Source organism: Mesorhizobium temperatum (assembly GCF_002284575.1).
Classification (GTDB): Bacteria; Pseudomonadota; Alphaproteobacteria; order Rhizobiales; family Rhizobiaceae; genus Mesorhizobium; species Mesorhizobium temperatum.
The window spans coordinates 151,678-169,737 of sequence record NZ_NPKJ01000073.1; the positions used below are offsets into that span (position 1 = coordinate 151,678).

The following is an 18,060-nucleotide window of genomic DNA, read 5'->3' on the forward strand; positions in this document are numbered from 1 at the left end:
GGCTATAGATTTCCGACGCCGCCATCGACGAGCAGTTCCGTGCCGACGACGAAGCTCGACTCATCCGATGCCAGAAACACCGCCGCCTTGGCGAGTTCCCAGGGTTTGCCCATACGGCCAATCGGCACCAGCGCGCGTATCCGATCGCCCAGCGCCTTCTCTTCTGCTTCGGGCAGACCCAGCTTGCCCAGGGCCGGCGTCTCGGTTGGGCCGGGGCTGAGGCCATTGACGCGAATACCGCGCTCGATCATTTCCCCCGAGAGGGTGCGCGCCAATGACAGGAGGCCTGCCTTGCTGGCGGCGTAGGCGCTGCTCTGGGGCAGGCCGATATGGGCACTCACCGAGCCGCACAGGATGATCGACGACGGGTTGGAAAACATCGGCAAGGGCCTGGATCAGAAAGAACGGCCCCTTCAGATTGGTCTGTATCAGGCGGTCGTAGACCGCCTGATCCCAATCCTGCAGCGGCTGGTGCACCACATCGCCGGCATTGATGTTGAGTATATCGAGCCGAGGCCAGCACTGCGCAAGCTCGGCGGCAAGCGCACGCTGATCGGCGAGGTTGCCGGCATCATTCCTGATCACCTGCGCCGATCCGCCCAGTTCGCGCTGCGCAGCTTCTAGCCCGGACGGGCTCCTGCCAGTGATTGCCACGGTAGCGCCCTCGGCCAGAAACTGGCGCGCGGTTTCGAGACCGATGCCACTGGTTGCCCCGGTAATGAGGGCATATTTGCCTTTCAAGCGACCCATGATTTGCCTTCCCAAAGAGATGAGAACGGCATTGTCGACACGATAGTATGCTTTGTATAGTAGGCACCGAATGGGTACTAAAGGAAATAATTTCATGGCACAGGCAAAAGCCATCGAGGCGCCGCCAGTCGAAGGCGGAAATAACGCGACCGATCGTTGCCCGATGATCGATTTCGTCAATCTGGTTTCGGGGAAATGGGCCATTCCCATTCTTTATCGCCTGATCGTCACCGGTTGTCCGATCCGCTTCGGCGAACTCCAGCGGGCCGTCGCGCCGATTACGCAAAAGGAGCTCACGCGGCAGCTGCGCCTGTTCGAACATCGCGGTCTGGTCTATCGGAAGGTCTATGCCGAGATGCCGCCTCGCGTGGAGTATGAGATAACGCCGATGGGCAGAACCTTGCGTGGCACGCTGGATTCGCTTGCCGACTGGATGCGTGTCAACGCATCCCACCTGATCACCTGACCGATCGTGGACGGATTGTTTGCCCTGCCCGGCCAAAGCCGCGGGCGGTCACCGCGCGGCGCCACACTGCGGCGCCGCGCAGCTGAGATGCGTGACAAAAACTAGGCCGCGAAGCGATCGATCACCTCGGCCAGCGGGACGTGGCCGAGGCAGGCGCCCGAACCAGCTGGGTTTTCACCATCCTCGATAGCCTGTGCGTAGCGTACGGACGGATCGGCTTCGATCCTGCCGCGCAAGGCGGCCAGTTTGGGGTAAGCCGCCCCGTCGACCGCCTGGTGGAATTCCGCCCAACGTGCCACGCCAATCAGCGTGGTGTCGGCAAGCGTCAGGCGATCGCCGACCAGAAAGGCGGTGTCGACGATCATCGCCTCAAGCCGGTCATGGCGCTCGGTAACGGCCTTGCGGCCAAAGTCACGCAAGGTCGCCAGCAGGACCGGCTCGGCCGATTCCATTTCATATGCAGCCCAGAGCGGGGTGAAAGCGGCGGTGAAACCGGTGTTCACGAAAGCCATCAGCTGATGCATCCGGTCAGCTTCCGGCGAGCGAGGATCGAAGCTGATGCGACGTTGCGTGTCGCGGGCTTCGAGCCAAGCGGCAATCGCCATGGTCTCGGTGAGCACCCTGCCTTCGTCGGTGATCAACACCGGCGTTTCCTGACGGCCGTTGATGCTGGCATAGGCGTCGTTCTTCATTTCGGTGAGCATGTCGACCCGACACAGGCGGTAGGGCTGTCCGGCGCGTTCAAAAGCAGCGACTAGCCCCATCGAACTTCCCGCCGGGACACCGTAGAGGAGGATAGGTTCCATTTCTTTGTCTCTTCCATGTTTAGGGATCACGCTGCGCAGCGAAGCTTGACCCTAAACGCTGGTCGTCCCATGTAAATTACGCACTATTCTGTAACCAGGGACCCGCCATGAAAGATGTCGTCTCACGCTGCCCGATCGAAGAGACCATGCGTGTGCTCAGCGGTCGCTGGCCGACCTTGCTGCTCTACTATCTCAAGGACGGGACCAAGCGCTTCAGCGACCTGAGGCGTGACAACCCGACCGTGTCGCACCGCATTCTGGCGCTGGAACTGCGCAAGCTGGAGGAAGCCGGGATCGTGCGTCGAACGGCGTATGCCGGCTATCCGCTACGCGTGGACTATGATCTCACGGCAGCGGGTCTCAAGCTTGTGCCGCTCATCGACGCCCTGGGCGACTGGTGGGAAGATACCGAGGACGATCGGGCCGGCGGGGTCTCATCGACGGCGGAAACTAAGTTCGTGAAGGCGGCCTAGCCGGTGGTAAAAATCTGACGCTTGCAACCATAGGCTGTGCAACCGCTTGGGTCGGATCTGCCGTCCGGGCCGGATACCGGATGCGCGCGCAGCGCCAGAAGCCATCATTGCCGAGCAGATACTCTAACGTCGCGTTCGGGGCCGGAAGTTGACTGGCAGCTTCTGGCGTCGGAAAGTGGATAGCGGACATCCAGCCCGGTGGGACTAGGGTCTCAGACTGGCCCGAAGCGGACGATGTCCTTAACGTCGAAGGCAGCCCCAAATGCTGCCGCTCGCAGTGTGCTCAGCGTAGAATGAATGTGCAAAAAGCTGGGAATCAGCCGCCGATCCATTGAAGCACGGCCACCTCGTGCGGTGTGAGATCCGGATGCCAGAGGTCGACTATCAGCACCACGCGGCGACGTGCGCTGTCGTTCCAGACGCTATGGATGAAACTGTCGTCGAATACGGCGCAGCGCCCCTCCTGCCAGTGCCCGTCGACTCCCCCAACTGACATGCCGCATTCGGTAGGTACCTCAAGCCCGAGGTGCAAGCGCAAGCGGGTATTAGTGGCCCCTCGATGGGGGGCGATGCGCGTGCCCGGATCCAGGCAGGAGAAGTAGGCCACGCCGGCACCGCCGATTTCTTGGCGATGGGTTTCAAGCACTGCTGCGGTAGTGGGGCAGAGGTTGCATACCTCGTCCCGTCGTACCCCATTCTTTTCCAAGAAAAGCACACTCCAGCGGCCGGTGCGAGCAATGTCCTCGGCCTCGTCGCAAAAGAGTTCGGGGCGAAGTGCCGCGAACTCCAGAGCGATGGCGCGAGCCGAGTTTTCGAGTGCGCAAGCGATGGGAAATCGCTCTGCCGAGTGCCAGGGGCGCGCAGTGAGGCCGGGGTACATGCTGACGCCGACCCGCGTCTCTGAGTCAGAAGCCTGACGCGCGAGGTAGGCTCGGAAGCGCGGGGGAAGCGCGGGCTTGTCCGCTCCGATATTGTACCGCGCAGCAGCGTCAGGCGTGGCCAGGTTGGCCAGCGCCAAAACGAGATCGCGCGGGGACGCCGTCACTGCATCGAGCGCCGTGGCGAGCGTCGGCCCTTCATTGCGTCGCGACGCAAGACACTCGGCGAGACCCACCCATTCCGAGAGTTTCAGACGCTTATCCCAAGGTGTGCCCCATTTTTGCATCAGCATCGCGCCCTCCGCAGCAGCAATCCTTGCCGCCGCGGCTTCGCCGGCAACGAGGTAAAGCGCGCCCAGCCAAATCAGCGGCTCGCCAACCCATGGTAAATACCGCGAGGCGAGTTCAAGCCACTCGACGGCCGCTGCCCGGTCCCGCGCCACGAAGCGCAGCGCGGTGTCGTATGCTTCGAGTCCCACCTCTTCCGCATCGGTCGAAACGGTCGCTCGGCAATGATCGAGGACCGGTGGTACTACCTCGGCCCGGCGCGCCGCCAAGACGGCGAGCTGCGAGGCAGAGGCGAGCCAGTAAGTTGGCCCGGCATCGCTCATGCAGGCCTGATCGGCCACATTGGCGAGGTAGATTACCAGAAGGTCGCCGATGTCGTGCGAACTCAGTTTCAGCGCGGGACCGCCCCGTCGATCGGGGAGGCTAAGGGTCTGGCGTCCGCTGGGCGGACCCGACCCAAGCGTCTGGAAAAGCTCGTCACGCGACAGGCCGCCGAACTGGTGAACCAGCTGCTCGGCTTCTGCCCCGATGAGGCCGCGGACCACATTGCGTTCGGAGGGACGAAACATCGCGCCCGCGAAGGCATCGGTCGAATAGGCGTTGTGGAGAAGACCCGCGAGACATACCCGCTCCGGCTGCCCCCAACCTATCAATACGTCATACGTGCCCGTAAGGTGCCCTAGCACCGTGCCCCGCCCATGGCCTTCGCGGCCGGCTCCGCGTTCCGCCAACACCTGCAGGATCGGCTCTAGCTCGTGGGCTATCGGGCGAAATGCGTTACCGGACTGGAGGGCTGTGGTCATGATCCGGTGCTCCTCTTTCAAAATCAATCTCATTGTGCCGGTTTGCGCTCGCGGGCGGCGGTGGCGTGGATGAATTCGAGCACATCCATCCCCGTCTCAATGGTGTGCAGTCCACTGACCGCGATGATTTTCTCGTGGTGAGGCTTGAGAGGTATCCGGTCGATCAATTCGAAGAGGTCACGCCGGTGGTGTATGTCGAGGACCTCATGGCGCGAGATCGACCGGAACGCCGCTGGGGGGTAGCCCGTCGCCTCGGCCAGTCGGAGGGCAAAACCGGAAGGCGGATGATATGCCTCTATCGCCGCGATATGGCCAAGAAGCGCAACCGGATGGAAGTGACGAATCCAATAATACTGCGCGCCGACCATTGCCGCGACCGCTGGCGGCGGGATCTGATCTAGGGCCTCTGCCGGATCGTGCCCGGTCGCTGCCAAGTCCTCCAGAAGCCAGCCGTCGTGGCCGGCTTCTTCCTTCATGTGGTGAGCGTAGTAGGCAAGCAGCTCGGCGGTAAGCGGGGTCGTCTCGTCGCGTGCCCGCGCCTCGGCAAGCGCCGCTTCCATCAGCGGTACGGCCGATCGCACGACCGCGTGCATCACTCTGAGGTAGACCGGATAGACGTCCCGCACATCCGGGCCGCTCCAGAGTTTGCGCGCATAGGCCACGAAGGCGCCGTGAACGAGATCAAGCTTGGCTGAAAGGTGCGCGCTGGCCGTCCGACTCGTCACGGAACATCCTCCGTCTGAAGCTCGGCCATCGCCGCCACGAGCCGATCGGGCCGGCCGGCGTCAGGCATGCGGGCCAATACCTTCCAGCAAAGCTCGCAATTCGTGCCGAACTTTTCCTCCGCCAGGTCGCGCAGCTGAGGATGCTGGGTCAGGCCTCCAAAGCCGGTCTCGCCGATAACCCGAAGCAGCGGGTCGCCATGGAACGCGCCGACGGCTGCGGCTAGATCGCCAGCAGAGTCCACCCGCCGGCGCAGACGGGCCGGTCCGAACCCCATGATGACGCTTTCATTGCAGCAGGCACTTACAGTGCCGTCGTAGCGCACCATCGGGTTTCGCACGAGCGTGCAGGGTCCAAAGCTAGCGCCGGCGGTCCGCGCTTCGCGACTGAAGGTCAAGGCGCCGCGGCCGTTGGTGAGCGGCGCAATCAAGTTTACCTCGGCCGTGCGGCGCCAGTCAGGGCCAAGGGCCTCGGTTAGCAGTCTGTCGATGCGCGCTGCCGTCTCGGCGTCGTCGAGCCCCTGGATCACCAACCAGGGGCCCGCTGCCACTATTGCCCTTACGGCGCGGACAAACTGAGCGTCGGTGATCTGGCTCCCGTGAAAGGCGTCGGTGCTAAGGTAGACGCAGGCGCAGCGGTCGAGGACTTCCCGGATCCAGCCCGGCCCGGGGGTTTGGCGAGCCCAGACGCCGCTTGTGAACACCACGATCCGCTTGCCCGCTCCGCTCAGACGACGGCAGGCCAGCGTCAACCCCCGGCGCTCCACGAAGGGCTCTCCCCCGGAGATGCCAACAACGTCGAACCCACTGTCTCTCGCGATCCAGCCCACGATCTCCTCGAACAGCGCGAAATCCCGGATCGTTGGGCTGTCCGCGCGCGAGTCGACCGAGCAATGCCGACAGCCGACCGGGCACCGGTCGGTCAGGAAGAGGAGGATCGATCGGCGGCGCGCATGGCGGATGCGCTCGATCTCGAGATGCGTCAGCCGCGCATCAGTGCTCGGTGCCATCACGGTCATGCCGGTTCCCCCAGATGTGCCAATTCGGCATAGCGCGCGATGCCATGGCGACGGATGAATGCGTCCGCGCCTCCGTCGGCCAGCAGGGCTTGAACTTCCGCTTCGAGAATCCTGGTCGTAGGCCGCTGCATCAAGGCCTCAAGCGGTGGACCGGCGGCGTGGTTCTTGGAGAGTGCCATGCAGGTGCCGCAGTATCCGTCGCAACTCGAGGGCGTATTCCCCACCCGGCGCGCCGTCACCTCGGGTCCGTATAGACGGATCGCTCGCAGCACGTTCGATTGGAGCGAGCGCTCGCGTATGGTCTGCCAATCGTCGGTCGCAGCATGGCCTAGGATCAGGTGGCCGGGGCGTTCGTCGAGCGCGTCGTCATTACCGCAGGCGGCGATACAACCGTCGAACCCCACAACCGGCCAGGCGGCCATGGCGCAGGGATTGGCATCTTGGGCGCTCGTCTCCCCGCCGCGCGCTGCCCGGTCGTTCGGCAACCATGCGCGTGCGCGCCCGAAATAAGAAAGTGCGTTCACGAGCATCGGCACCGCCGTACCAAAGCGTGCCCGCACATCGCCGATCAGACGCTCCAGGTAGGGATCGTCGGCGTCGGTGCCAACGAGGTGGAGGCTCACATCCTTCCCCCTGGCGAGCACCTGTTCCAGCATGTCAAAGACTCGAGCCCTAGGCACTTCGCGCTCATGGAAGACATCGAGGCTGACTGAAAAATGATCCACCGCGTCGATTGCTTTCAGAATTGACGGGGGAATGCGAGCGGCACCGGCGAAGAAAAGACCCGAAAGCACACTGGTCCGCGTGCCAACGCGTCGCGCGCGCTCAGCCAGCATGCGCACCAGCTCGGGTCGCAGTAGCGCCTCGCCACCAGAGAGTGCGAGAATTTCCGGTCGGCTATCGGGGCGGAACGTGCTGACGAAACGCTCGAATATCCATTCCGGAGCCTGCTCGCTGTCCATGCTCGATCTTGTGGAGCAATGTGCGCAATGTAGTGGACAGCGACGGGTAATGCCGATCGAGACACCCGCGGCAACAGTGGGTCGAAGATTGAGGATCTCAATAAGATGCACGCTCGTCCCCTGGATCGAGTGACGACTGAAATCTTATCGACGCATTCCTGCTGAATGTTGCGGACGCGCGCCGTAACCGCTGAGGAATCGAGCTGGCTCCCCGGGGCGTGCCCGCAACCTAAGATGGCCTAGATCTTACCAGACAAAGCCGCCCACGGTGTCAGCGGCGTTCTTCAGGTTTTCTGCCAGGCCCCGATTGAGCTTTTCCTTCACCGATTCCAGGACTGCAATCTCGTCGTCGTCGAGAAGCGCCACCTGAGCCTTCAGCTCATCGCTGAGTGCATCGATCTGAAGGCCACTCTTGCGGATGCGGAGGGTGCGTGCACTAGTGAGTTCTTTTGATGCGGGCATGTAACTTCTCCGTTAATTAGAAGTTCACCAACAACTCAGTCCATATTCAAGCCGATCATGTTGCGCATAACTCGAAGTTGACCGCAAGTTATTTGTCGTTACTCGGAGAAAGTGACGGTTAATTTTCTTATTACGACTAACGCGAAGTTGTTATGATCGTCGCAATTTGAAACACTCTTGACATATTCCGGGATAACGCTGGCCGCTACCTCTTCACCGCCAGGCGCGACTTGCGGCGACGGTGCCACTCGACAAGAACTCTATGCGAGGATTTACAGGCGATTGATCTGTGGGGCGTCCACTAAGGGCAATTGGCGACCGCTGGAACATCGCGATGGCCTTGGCGGGAATCCTGTTTGGTGACGTCACCGAAACGATCAATGCATGAACCATACGACGTGATCACGCCATCGGCGTAGCCGGCCGGCATCCGAGGGACTCTTGACTGGAGCTGTCAAGAAGCAGTGGACGAGCTCGCCGCTAGGCGCAGACGGCAAGGCCGCTTATGGCGCAACGGAGACCTACAGCGTGTCCCCCATGATGTCCGCTTCGGGAAGCGGCAAAGACTCTCTCAATGGCCGACATGCGGCGCGAAACAGTCATTCGCGCACACCGGTGGAGGTCACCGATGGGTCAATCTGGTATTCCGTCTCGGTACGACGCGTCAGATTTCCCACTAGGGCGACGAACCGCAAATTTGTGTGAGCGAGATTTTTGAGCGCCTGCCCGGCAAAAGCCATCATCTCCGCCATGTCAGTCGGGCATGACCGTTGCCAAAATCGAAAATTCCGATGCCCGATCAAACTTTAACAGGCGAATGCTATTTAGGGCTGCCGGCCTTGCCGCACTGGTCGGGCTTGCCGCTTGCGCCACCGTGCTGCCCACCGGCGAAGGCGCCGGTGTCTCTGCCTCCGCCGCCGGCACACTGGCGGGCATCCGCGCCTCAGCCGGTCTTGGACCGCTTGTCGCCGACCCTCAGCTCGAACAGGCAGCCCTGCAGCAGTCCGGCTATATGGCGCGCGGCGGCCGCATGACCCACTCCACCGGCTGGGGCAAGGGATTTGCCTCGCGCGTCAAGGGCAACGGCATTAGCGATGCTGCCGCTGAAAACATCGCCGAGGGCCGTTTCGATCAGCAGAAGCTGTTCGACATCTGGATGCATTCGGCCGGCCACCGCCGCAACATGCTCGACCCGCGCTTCACCCGCTTCGGCCTGGCCTATGTCCGCGATGGCCGCGACAGCTCGCTGCGCTACTGGAGCCTTGTTCTGGGCAAGTAGGAGGCGTGACCGGTACGTCGACGAGTCGTCAGTCCATATGCGCGGCGGGCGCCCCGCCGGTGGTCGGACCAGCCTTTGGCTTGCGCAGCAGAAAAACGAACGGGATGGCAATCAGCGTCATCATCATCAGCAGCTTGAAGTCATTGACGTAAGAGATCATCATCGCTTGGATATTGACCATGCCGTCCACTTGGGAAAGCGCCGTCGGATCGCCGCCCGCCGCTGCCGGTGACGCCGCCCAGAGGTTGGAATTGAACGGATTGATGTAGGCCGAGAGCTCGGCATGATTGACCTGCGTGTTGCGTACCAGCAGAACCGTCACCACCGATACGCCGATCGACGAGCCAAGATTGCGCACCAGGCTGAATAACGCCGTGGCATCGGTGCGGAAGCGTGCATCCAGCGTGGCGAAGGCCACGGTCGACAGCGGCACGAACACCATTCCCATTCCAAGGCCCTGGATGACGCCGGAGCTGAGGATGAGCCAGTTGTCCATCTGCGGTGAAAAGCTAGACATGGTGTAGAGCGATTGCGCGGTCAGCAGGAAGCCGATGACGACGAGGATTCGGGCATCGACCTTGTGCATGATGCGGCCGACGACGAGCATGGCAATCATCGTGCCGACGCCGCGTGGTCCTAAGACGATGCCAATGGTGAGGGTCGGATAGCCGAAGATGGTCGACAGCATTGGCGGCAGCAGCGCCATGCTCGCCAGAATGAGCACGCCCATGACAAAGATGAACGCCAGTCCGGTGACAAAATTGCGGTCGAGGAATATCTTCGGGTCGATGAAGGGCTGCTCCGCCTTCAAGGTGTGAATGATGAACACCCAGAAGCCGGTGATGGAAAGACCGAGTTCGATCCATATCTCGACCGAGGAAAACCAGTCGACCTCGCCGCCACGATCAAGCATCAGCTGAAGCGCGCCGACACCAAGCGAGAGCATGGCGAAGCCGAAGAAATCGAAGCTGCGTATCCGCCTTGCAACGGCCGGCAAGTAGGCGGCCATGCCGAGGAAGGCGATGATGCCGACCGGCAGGTTGATGAAGAACACCCAGCGCCAGTTGAAATTCTCGGTCAACCAGCCACCCAGAGTCGGGCCGAGGATCGGTCCCAGCATGATGCCGGCGCCCCAGATAGCCATCGCCTGGCCGTGGCGTTCCCTCGGATTGATGTCGAGCAGGAAGGTCTGCGACAGCGGCACGATCGCCGCGCCGAATACGCCTTGCATGAGACGGAACAGCACCATGGTTTCAAGGCTCCATGCCAGACCGCACAGCATGGAGAAGATGGTAAAACCGACCACCGCCGTCAGGAACAGCTCCTTGCGGCCAAAGCGGTCGGCCAGCCAGCCGGTCACCGGCGTCATGATCGCTGCGGCAACGATGTAGGAGGTCAAAACCCAGTTGATATTGTCGGGGGAGGCGCCGAGGTCGCCGGTCATGGTCGGCAGCGCGACGTTGGCGATCGTGGTGTCGAGCGCCTGCATGATCGTCGCCAGCATCAGTGCCACGGTGATCAGGCCGCGATGCGGCACTTCGCGAAAGGGTTCTGGCGTGCTCATGATGTGGAACTTCCGGCAGGTAACAAGAACGTGTAACCAGAGCGACGTGCGTCCATTTGGACGCAAAAAGTACGCTCTAGTACTTTGAGTCTGCGCATCGTGCTTTCCGAAAATCGATTCCGATTTTCGGGCCGATGCGCCAGGCTTCCGGGCGGCGAGGCCTTCGGTGTGGAGAGACCCTCATCACGGTGGGACGCGAAATCGATGTGGGGGTTATATCGACCGAGCGTCTCGATAACGGCGCCTGCCGCCCGGAAACCTGAGGGCCGAAGGGGCCTGCGTCGGTTGTTCAGGCTTCGATCTGGCCGCGACGCAGCCCGGTCCGAACCCCAACCCTCACCGCATCCCCGATCGGACCAATCCTGTCAGCTGCGTTCCTCTCCCTGCGCGGCCTGCATTCTACTTGTTGCGTCTCAGACCTCATCATCCAATGGAACGAGGTGGTCTATAGCGCCTCACCTGCCGTGGCGTGGCCGAATATGCTCGGAAAGCCGCGGGAAACGCCGGTGTCCACCGTGACCGTCGCGCTCATGCCGGTGCGCAGCACCATCTTGGCGTCGGCATCGGCCAGCTGCAGGCGCACCGGAATGCGCTGGGTGACCTTGACCCAGTTGCCGGTGGCGTTCTGGGCGGGCAACAGCGAGAACTCGGCTCCGGTGCCGGCGCCGATCGCCTCGACCGTGGCTTCGAACGTCTTGCCCGGATAGGTGTCGACGACAATTTCGGCCTTCTGGCCGGGCTTCATATGGGTGAGCTGGGTTTCCTTGAAATTGGCATCGATCCAGGTATCGCCGGTCTCGACCAGCGAAAACAGCGGCGTACCCGAGCCGACATATTGGCCGACCTTGAACGAGGCAGCCTGGCTAATGATGCCGTCGGCCGGCGCCGTGACCGTGGTCTGCGCCAAATCGTAGGCAGCCTTGTCGCGCGCGGCGAGCGCCGCCATCACGGTCGGATGCTTGTCGGTCTCGATATCGGGATTGCCGCCAAGGCCCGCCTTGGCGCTGAGGATGCCCTGCTCGGCCACGGCCAATTGCTGCTTGGCCTTGTCGAGATCGTTCCTGGCCTCGTCCAGCGACGACTCGGCGTTGATGCCCTTGCGGGCAAGGTCGGCGGCCCGGTCGTATTGCGACTGCGCGTAGTCGACCTGGCTGGCGTCGGACTTCTCCTGCGCTACCGCCTGGCTAAAGGCCGCGCGCAGCTGCTCGACATTGAGGCGCGCGCCGGCCACCGCCGCATCGGCCTGGGCAAGTGCGATCCGGTAGGGCTCGGGATCAATGGCGAACAGCACGTCGCCCTGCTTGACAGACTGGTTGTCGAAAATGTCGACCTGAACGATGCGGCCCGCCGTATCGGCGGCTATCGAGACCTTGGCCTGCTGCAGATTGGCGTTCTCGGTTTCCTGATAGCGGCCGCCGGTCACCCAGACGTAGCTGCCGCCGGCGATCAGTGCCACGGGGAGCGCAAACATCAAAAGGAAGCGGCCGGCACGGCGCTTCTTCTTCGGCGCCACCGCCGCCGGTTCTACCTGCGGAGCGACCGTAACCGGAGTTGCCGCCGGCTGCGCGGGAGCTTCCATCTCCAGCTTGGTCGCATTCTCATCTACCTTGGCTACCGCGTTCATGCTGCTGCGCCTTCTGTACTCTCGGCTTTTTCGCCGGACGCCGTCTCGCCGTCCGCCAGGTTTTTGGCCATCGCCTCCAGTGCCTTGATCAGGACACGGCGATCTTGCGGCGACACGCCGGTCAGCGATTCTTCATAGACTTCGCCAGCAAGGCTCTTGATCTCGGCGTAGGCCTCGCTCGCCTTGGCGGTCGGGAAGATCATGCGAACGCGGCGGTCGGCGGCGTCGGCACGGCGCTCGATCCAGCCGCTCTCCTCCATGCGGTCGACCAGGCGCGACACGCTGATCGGCTCGATCTCGAGAAGTTCGGCGAGCCGCGCTTGCGTGATGCCTTCTTCCTTGGCGACGCGGACCATGAGCCGCCATTGCGCCGAGGAAAGCCCGAGCCCGCTGGCCCTCTCCTCGAAGCGCTTGCGCATCAGGCGCTGCACGTCGTGGATCAAAAAGCCCAATCTGTCGATGCCGTCGGAAACCATAAGCGGCACATATTATAAGCGTGCTTATCATTCAAGATGCCGCATTGTGCCAGAAGCCTGCAAGTGTGCATGGCAGCCATGCAGCGGCGATCATGGTTAGCGATTCATGGATGGCAATGAAGCAAACCCCGCGTTCCCTTGACTTCTGTTTTGTACCGACGCCGGACTCATCCAATGGAACCGATAGTCATGCTTGAACCAGTGCTTACACCACCGATCTCATCCAGTTGGAAAAGGCCTCGATGTGCGGCTGCAGGGGGTGATCAGGTACGCATACGAGATAGAAGCCGTAGCCGGGGAGAGAGAGATCGTGTGCCTTGACCAGCGCTCCACTTTTGAGTTCGCGGCTAACGACCACGTCGCTGCAGATAGCGATCCCCTGTCCCGCCGCGACCGCGTCGATGGCATGCAATTCTTCGCGAAAGCTCAGGTCCCATGCTTTGTTGGTATCCGGGATGCCGGGATCGACAGAGCGTGCCATCGCCAGCCATCGCGACCAGGTCGGTGCTTCGCGATCACGGTTCATCCAATCAAAATGGATGAGCGGATATTGCAGCAAATCGGCGGCCCGCTCGATCTGCAGGGGCCCCTTCGCGAGCAATTGCGGGCTGCATACCGGAAAGAACCTGTCCCGAAAGATTTCTTGAGCAGCAAGGTCAGGAGGCATCCTGCGTGCATAACGGATAGCAACATCGGCATTGCCGGCGCGCAGGTCCAGCACCGAGTCGGTTCCGATAATCTCCAGCGGAATTTCCGGATGCTCTTCCCGCCATTTTGGCAGGCGCGGCACCAGCCATCGGCTGGCAAATGCATTCGGGCTCGTCACCCGCAGCGGGCGTTGGCCGACGCCGGCCGAAGCTGATGCAATTGCGGTGGCAAAGGCGTCGAAACCGTTCCGAACTACCGGGAACAGCCGTTCGCCCACGTCCGTAAGCACAAGCGGTCGCGGGCGCCGCCGAAACAAGGGTTGTCCGCAGATGCCCTCAAGCAATCGAATCTGGTGGCTGATAGCCGTGGGCGTCACACCAAGTTCGATTGCAGCCTCCCTGAAACTCATTCGCCTGGCGGCAGCCTCGAAGGCGCGAAGAGATCCGAGCGGCGGAAGTTTTCTCATTCATCCAGTCTAGATGAATCCAGCTCATCTAGCGACTGAGATATTCGACTTTGCGGCGAATGAAGGCCCATGAGATCATGGAGCCTAGCCTGTCCCCGGATCACGAAGGGAGTCCCTCAATGAGCATGCTCAAGCTTGCGGAGAATTCCGGGACCGAGCCAGCTCTGCAGGCATCGGACATCACGCGCCTCAGGCAGACAATTCGCGGGGATTTGATCCTTCCGGATGATCCTGGCTATGACCTGGCACGCAGAGTTTGGAATGGAATGGTCGACAAACGACCGGCAACGGTGATCTATTGCGTCGAACCTCAAGACGTCGTCACAGCCGTCAGCTTTGCCAAGTCGCAAAACCTTCTCGTCGCCGTTCGCGGCGGTGGTCACAACGTCGCCGGCAGTTCGGTATGCGATGGCGGCGTGGTAATTGATGTGTCGCGCATGAAGCGGATCGAGGTCGACCCGGTCCGCCGGGTTGCGCGCGCAGAGGCCGGCTTGAACCTGGGAGAGTTCGACGCCGCCACGCAGGCCCATGGTCTCGCGACGACCATGGGCGTCAACGCCGATACCGGCATAGCCGGACTGACACTCGGTGGCGGGTTCGGCAAGCTTGGCCGCAAACATGGACTGAGCTGCGACAATCTCATAGCAGTCGAAATCGTGACGGCGGACGGACGGCTGCTCAAGGCAAACGCGGCGGAAAACGCGGATCTTTTCTGGGGCATACGGGGCGGCGGCGGCAACTTCGGGGTCGTTACAGCCTTCGAATACAGGCTTCATCCCGTGGGTCCCTTGCTCATCGCCGGCTCCATGCTGCACCGCTACGATCATGCCCGCGAAGCAATGCGGTTCTACCGCACGTTTTCAAGCAAGGCTCCGGATGAACTGAGCCTGGATGCAGCGCTTGTGACTGCGCCCTCAGGCGAACGCTTCTTCAGTATCTCGGCGTGTTACATCGGCCCGCTCGGCGAGGGCGAGCAAATTATCCAACCGTTGAGAGAACACGGCACGCCGGTAGAAGACCGGATTGCTGCGGTCTCGTATCTTCAGATCCAATCGGCTGGGGACAGCATCTTTCCGCGCGGACGGCGCTACTACTGGAAGGCGCAGTTCATGCGCGAAATTACAGATCAGGCGATCGATACGCTGCTCGCGGCTTACGCAACCGCGCCCAGCGAGTCGCTTCTTGTCCTGCAGCAGGTTGGCGGCGCAATCTCGCGTGTGCCGACAGCCGAAACCCCTTACGCAAACAGAGACGCGCTTTACGATTGCTTCCCGATCTCGATCTGGAATGATCCGGCCGATGACGAAGAGCACATCCGGTGGGCGCGTGGCTTATGGGACGCGATGAGACCGTTCTCGACCGGCGGCGTCTATGCCAACAATCTCGGCGAAGAGGGCACGGACCGGGTTCTGGCAGCTTACGGCGAGAATTACCCGAGGTTGGCTGCATTAAAAAACAAGTATGATCCTACCAATTTCTTCCGCTTGAATCAGAACATCAGGCCGACGATCTGAGCGATTTCCGCCGCGGCTTCGGGTCCGAAAGCGGACTTAGTACGTCGACTGGTAACCCGATCGACAAGCGACAAGCCTTGGGTTGGCAACACGCCCGGCTTCATCGACTACAACTCAATTCAATATGAGCATGAGCGTCGGCGGCGCTGACGATCATCATCGTTTCAATTTTGCGCGATGCGCAATTTCGATCAAAAAGACTGTGCAAGCAGACGGCACAATGATCTGGCCAATGCGAAGAGGAGCCATATGAACCCAACCGAAAAAGCGCTGTGGTTCGTCGAAAGCCATCTGCCGGAAGCAGTGTCGCTCGACGATGTCGCCAAGAGCAGCGGCGTGTCTCGCTTTCAGGTGACGCGGGCTTTCGGCGCGGCCACCGGCCGTTCGGTGATGGGCTACCTGCGCTCGCGCCGGCTCACCGAAGCGGCGCGCAGGCTCGCCGCCGGCGCACCCGACATCCTCTCGGTCGCGCTCGACGCCGGCTACGCCTCGCATGAGGCCTTCACCCGCGCCTTCCGCGACCAGTTCGGCACCACGCCGGAACTGGTGCGCGCGCAAGGCTCGCTCGACAATCTCGATCTCGTGGAGCCGATCCTGATGGACCAGTCCTTCCTCGCCAATCTTGAGCCGCCGCGCTTTGAAACCAGCCGGCCGTTTCTCATCGCCGGTCTCGGCGAACGCTACAGCTGCGAAACCAGCGCCGGCATCCCGATGCAGTGGCAGCGGTTCGGCCCTTATATCGGCAACATTCCAGGCGAGATCGGCGACGTCGCCTATGGCGTCTGCGTCAACGGCGACGACGCAGGCAATTTCGACTATATCGCCGGCGTCGAGGTGTCCGATTTTTCGGACTTGCCGAGGGAGTTTTCGCGCGTGCGAGTGCCGGCGCAGAAATACGCCGTGTTCGCCCATCGTGACCACATCTCGACCATCCGCCGCACGGTCAACACGATCTGGAACAAATGGCTGCCGGCCTCCGGGCACGAGGTCGCCGACGCGCCCGAATTCGAGCGCTACGGCCCCGAGTTCTATCCGCGCAGCGGCGATGGCGGGCTGGAAATCTGGATACCGGTCAAGGCATGAGATGCGGCCGGCCGCAGGCCCGACGCCGAAGCGCAGGAAGCGCTGCTACAGCTCCAGGTTCCAGTTCTGGCCGACCAGATCCTTGCCGAAGGCGTGGTGGCGCTCTTCGTCGGCCAGCTTGAAACCGGCCGCCTCATAGATGCGGCGCGCTGAGGTGAGCACGTCATTGGTCCACAGCGTCAACCTCTTGTATCCCTTCGCACGAGCAAAGACGATGCATTCCTCGACCAGCCGCCTGCCGATGCCGAGACCGCGCGCCGAGGGTTCGACATAGAGCAGGCGCAGCTTCGCCACCGCGTCCGACTGGCGCACGACAAAGACCGAGCCGACGACTTCCCCTTCCCGCTCGGCGAACCAGCTGCGTTCCCATTTCGGATCGAAGGATTTGACAAAGGCGCCGAGGATTTCGGCGACCAGCGCCTCGTAGGTTTCGTCCCAGCCATATTCCTGCGCGTAGAGCAGGCCCTGGCGATGGATGACCCAGCCGATATCGCCGACCTGCAAAGGCCGCAGCATGTAGGGAATTTTGGGCTCCGCGCCATCGCCCAGCAGGCTCTGCACCGTCTGCATCGCCTTGACCAGCCTGTCCTGTTCCGGAGCGGGAAGCCGGTCGAGCAAGGCCGCGACCTGGTCGTGCGAACCCTGGTTCAGCGGCGCGAACGCCACCCTTCCCGCCGGCGTCAGCGCGATCGACGAGCGCCGCGCATCGGCTTCCGTCGCCGCGCGCTCGACCAGGCCGCGCTCCTCGAACTTTTTCAACAACCGGCTGAGATAGCCGGGGTCGAGACCGAGATCGCGCACAAGATCGGTGGCGGTCAGGCCATCGCGATGCGCCAGTTCATAGAGTACACGAGCCTCGGTCAGCGAGAAGGCGCTTTTCAGCAGCCCTTCGTCGAGCAGACCGATCTGGCGGGTGTAGAAGCGGTTGAAGCCCCGCACCGCATCGATCCGCTCCTTGCCGGGTTGATGGATCGTCATGGCATCCTCCTACAGCACAAGATCAACCACTTACTTGACTTAGTCAAGTATATCATCGACGAGCCGGGGCAGCTGGTTCGACGAAGTGCGCATCGTGCCGACCGGATCCCATCCGCTGGCGGACGGTGCCGTCTTTTGGTGCTTGCTTCGCCGAGGCGCAGTACTTCATCGCCGGGCGTCGATCGGCTCACTCAGCGCCTTGACTCTCGCCAGCCACCGGCTTATCTCACCGCCACGTTAGCACTCGCCATTGGTGAGTGCTAAGCGTAGGTCCGGCGTCGCCGGACGGAGGAACTGTTCTCACCATTCTCATCGAGGAATAAAAAATGGCAAAGTCGAAGTTCCGCCCGCTTCATGACCGCGTGGTCGTACGCCGGGTTGAATCCGAATCCAAGACTGCCGGCGGGATCATCATCCCCGACACGGCAAAGGAAAAGCCGCAGGAAGGCGAAATCATCGCCGTTGGTTCCGGCGCTCGCGACGAAGCCGGCAAGCTCGTCCCGCTGGACGTCAAGGCCGGCGACCGCATCCTGTTCGGCAAATGGTCGGGCACCGAAGTCAAGCTCAATGGCGAAGACCTTCTGATCATGAAGGAATCCGACATCATGGGCATCATCGGCTGAATATCGGCCTCACCGTCACTTAAATCTTCGGGCTCAATTCAAGCCCCTGCCAGGAGCTAAAAATGGCTGCCAAAGACGTAAAATTTTCTCGCGATGCCCGTGAGCGCATGCTGCGCGGCGTCAACATCCTCGCCGACGCAGTGAAGGTCACGCTCGGCCCCAAGGGCCGCAACGTG

General features: G+C 61.9%; 17 protein-coding genes and 1 pseudogene. 6 read left to right on the forward strand and 12 right to left on the reverse strand.

Features of this window, described 5'->3' with window-relative positions; all coding sequences use genetic code 11:
• Positions 1-2: 2 nt before the first annotated feature.
• Positions 3-750: pseudogene (locus CIT26_RS31705) on the reverse strand (SDR family oxidoreductase).
• Between the two features lie 94 nt (positions 751-844).
• Here CIT26_RS31705 and CIT26_RS31710 point away from each other — a divergent pair.
• Entirely contained in the window at positions 845-1,216 is a 372-nt protein-coding gene (locus CIT26_RS31710) for a winged helix-turn-helix transcriptional regulator (RefSeq protein WP_095496221.1), read from the forward strand.
• Positions 1,217-1,317: 101 nt separating this feature from the next.
• On the opposite strand, the gene CIT26_RS31715 is transcribed toward CIT26_RS31710, so the two are convergent.
• Entirely contained in the window at positions 1,318-2,022 is a 705-nt protein-coding gene (locus tag CIT26_RS31715; RefSeq protein ID WP_095496222.1) for a glutathione S-transferase family protein, read from the reverse strand.
• A 107-nt stretch (positions 2,023-2,129) separates the two neighbouring features.
• Here CIT26_RS31715 and CIT26_RS31720 point away from each other — a divergent pair, with 107 nt between their 5' ends.
• Positions 2,130-2,495, forward strand: coding sequence for a winged helix-turn-helix transcriptional regulator (locus tag CIT26_RS31720; protein WP_095496223.1), 366 nt, complete (start codon positions 2,130-2,132; stop codon positions 2,493-2,495).
• A 316-nt stretch (positions 2,496-2,811) separates the two neighbouring features.
• Here CIT26_RS31720 and CIT26_RS31725 read toward each other — a convergent pair whose 3' ends face one another.
• The 5 genes from CIT26_RS31725 to CIT26_RS31745 form a co-directional block, all read right to left on the reverse strand.
• Positions 2,812-4,464, reverse strand: a complete 1,653-nt coding sequence (locus CIT26_RS31725; protein ID WP_167391605.1) for an aspartyl/asparaginyl beta-hydroxylase domain-containing protein — start codon at positions 4,462-4,464, stop codon at positions 2,812-2,814.
• Positions 4,465-4,493: 29 nt separating this feature from the next.
• Positions 4,494-5,189 carry an iron-containing redox enzyme family protein gene (locus tag CIT26_RS31730; RefSeq protein ID WP_095496225.1) on the reverse strand — a complete coding sequence of 232 codons (696 nt, stop codon included), beginning with the start codon at positions 5,187-5,189 and terminating at the stop codon, positions 4,494-4,496.
• Positions 5,186-6,205: a radical SAM family protein gene (locus tag CIT26_RS31735; RefSeq protein ID WP_095496226.1), complete on the reverse strand. Its 1,020-nt coding sequence runs from the start codon at positions 6,203-6,205 to the stop codon at positions 5,186-5,188. The genes CIT26_RS31730 and CIT26_RS31735 overlap by 4 nt, the downstream gene beginning before the upstream one ends.
• Positions 6,202-7,278: a radical SAM protein gene (locus tag CIT26_RS31740; RefSeq protein ID WP_167391606.1), complete on the reverse strand. Its 1,077-nt coding sequence runs from the start codon at positions 7,276-7,278 to the stop codon at positions 6,202-6,204. Before CIT26_RS31740 ends, CIT26_RS31735 begins: the two co-directional genes overlap by 4 nt.
• A gap of 135 nt (positions 7,279-7,413) precedes the next feature.
• A complete protein-coding gene (locus CIT26_RS31745) occupies positions 7,414-7,629 on the reverse strand; it encodes an aroma-sacti cluster domain-containing protein (RefSeq protein WP_095496228.1) in 216 nt (71 codons plus the stop codon).
• A 763-nt stretch (positions 7,630-8,392) separates the two neighbouring features.
• Here CIT26_RS31745 and CIT26_RS31750 point away from each other — a divergent pair.
• Positions 8,393-8,908, forward strand: a complete 516-nt coding sequence (locus CIT26_RS31750) for a CAP domain-containing protein (protein ID WP_095496229.1) — start codon at positions 8,393-8,395, stop codon at positions 8,906-8,908.
• A 28-nt stretch (positions 8,909-8,936) separates the two neighbouring features.
• Here CIT26_RS31750 and CIT26_RS31755 read toward each other — a convergent pair whose 3' ends face one another.
• From CIT26_RS31755 to CIT26_RS31770, 4 genes are all read right to left on the reverse strand, one after another.
• Positions 8,937-10,472 carry a DHA2 family efflux MFS transporter permease subunit gene (locus tag CIT26_RS31755; RefSeq protein WP_095496230.1) on the reverse strand — a complete coding sequence of 512 codons (1,536 nt, stop codon included), beginning with the start codon at positions 10,470-10,472 and terminating at the stop codon, positions 8,937-8,939.
• 445 nt (positions 10,473-10,917) lie between these two features.
• Complete coding sequence (locus CIT26_RS31760) at positions 10,918-12,096, reverse strand: HlyD family secretion protein (protein ID WP_095496231.1); 1,179 nt, start codon at positions 12,094-12,096, stop codon at positions 10,918-10,920.
• Entirely contained in the window at positions 12,093-12,572 is a 480-nt protein-coding gene (locus CIT26_RS31765; protein WP_095496232.1) for a MarR family winged helix-turn-helix transcriptional regulator, read from the reverse strand. Before CIT26_RS31765 ends, CIT26_RS31760 begins: the two co-directional genes overlap by 4 nt.
• A gap of 205 nt (positions 12,573-12,777) precedes the next feature.
• Entirely contained in the window at positions 12,778-13,686 is a 909-nt protein-coding gene (locus CIT26_RS31770) for a LysR substrate-binding domain-containing protein (protein WP_095496233.1), read from the reverse strand.
• A 119-nt stretch (positions 13,687-13,805) separates the two neighbouring features.
• On the opposite strand from CIT26_RS31770, the gene CIT26_RS31775 reads away from it, so the two are divergent.
• Complete coding sequence (locus CIT26_RS31775; protein WP_245319632.1) at positions 13,806-15,200, forward strand: FAD-binding oxidoreductase; 1,395 nt, start codon at positions 13,806-13,808, stop codon at positions 15,198-15,200.
• A gap of 249 nt (positions 15,201-15,449) precedes the next feature.
• Positions 15,450-16,283 (forward strand): AraC family transcriptional regulator, encoded by an 834-nt coding sequence (locus CIT26_RS31780; protein WP_095496247.1) that lies wholly within the window; start codon positions 15,450-15,452, stop codon positions 16,281-16,283.
• Between the two features lie 45 nt (positions 16,284-16,328).
• Here the strand turns inward: CIT26_RS31780 and CIT26_RS31785 are convergent, their stop codons facing one another.
• Positions 16,329-17,261 carry a bifunctional helix-turn-helix transcriptional regulator/GNAT family N-acetyltransferase gene (locus CIT26_RS31785; RefSeq protein WP_095496234.1) on the reverse strand — a complete coding sequence of 311 codons (933 nt, stop codon included), beginning with the start codon at positions 17,259-17,261 and terminating at the stop codon, positions 16,329-16,331.
• A gap of 326 nt (positions 17,262-17,587) precedes the next feature.
• Here CIT26_RS31785 and groES point away from each other — a divergent pair, with 326 nt between their 5' ends.
• Positions 17,588-17,884, forward strand: a complete 297-nt coding sequence (gene groES, locus CIT26_RS31790; RefSeq protein WP_006203049.1) for a co-chaperone GroES — start codon at positions 17,588-17,590, stop codon at positions 17,882-17,884.
• Positions 17,885-18,060 lie beyond the last annotated feature (176 nt).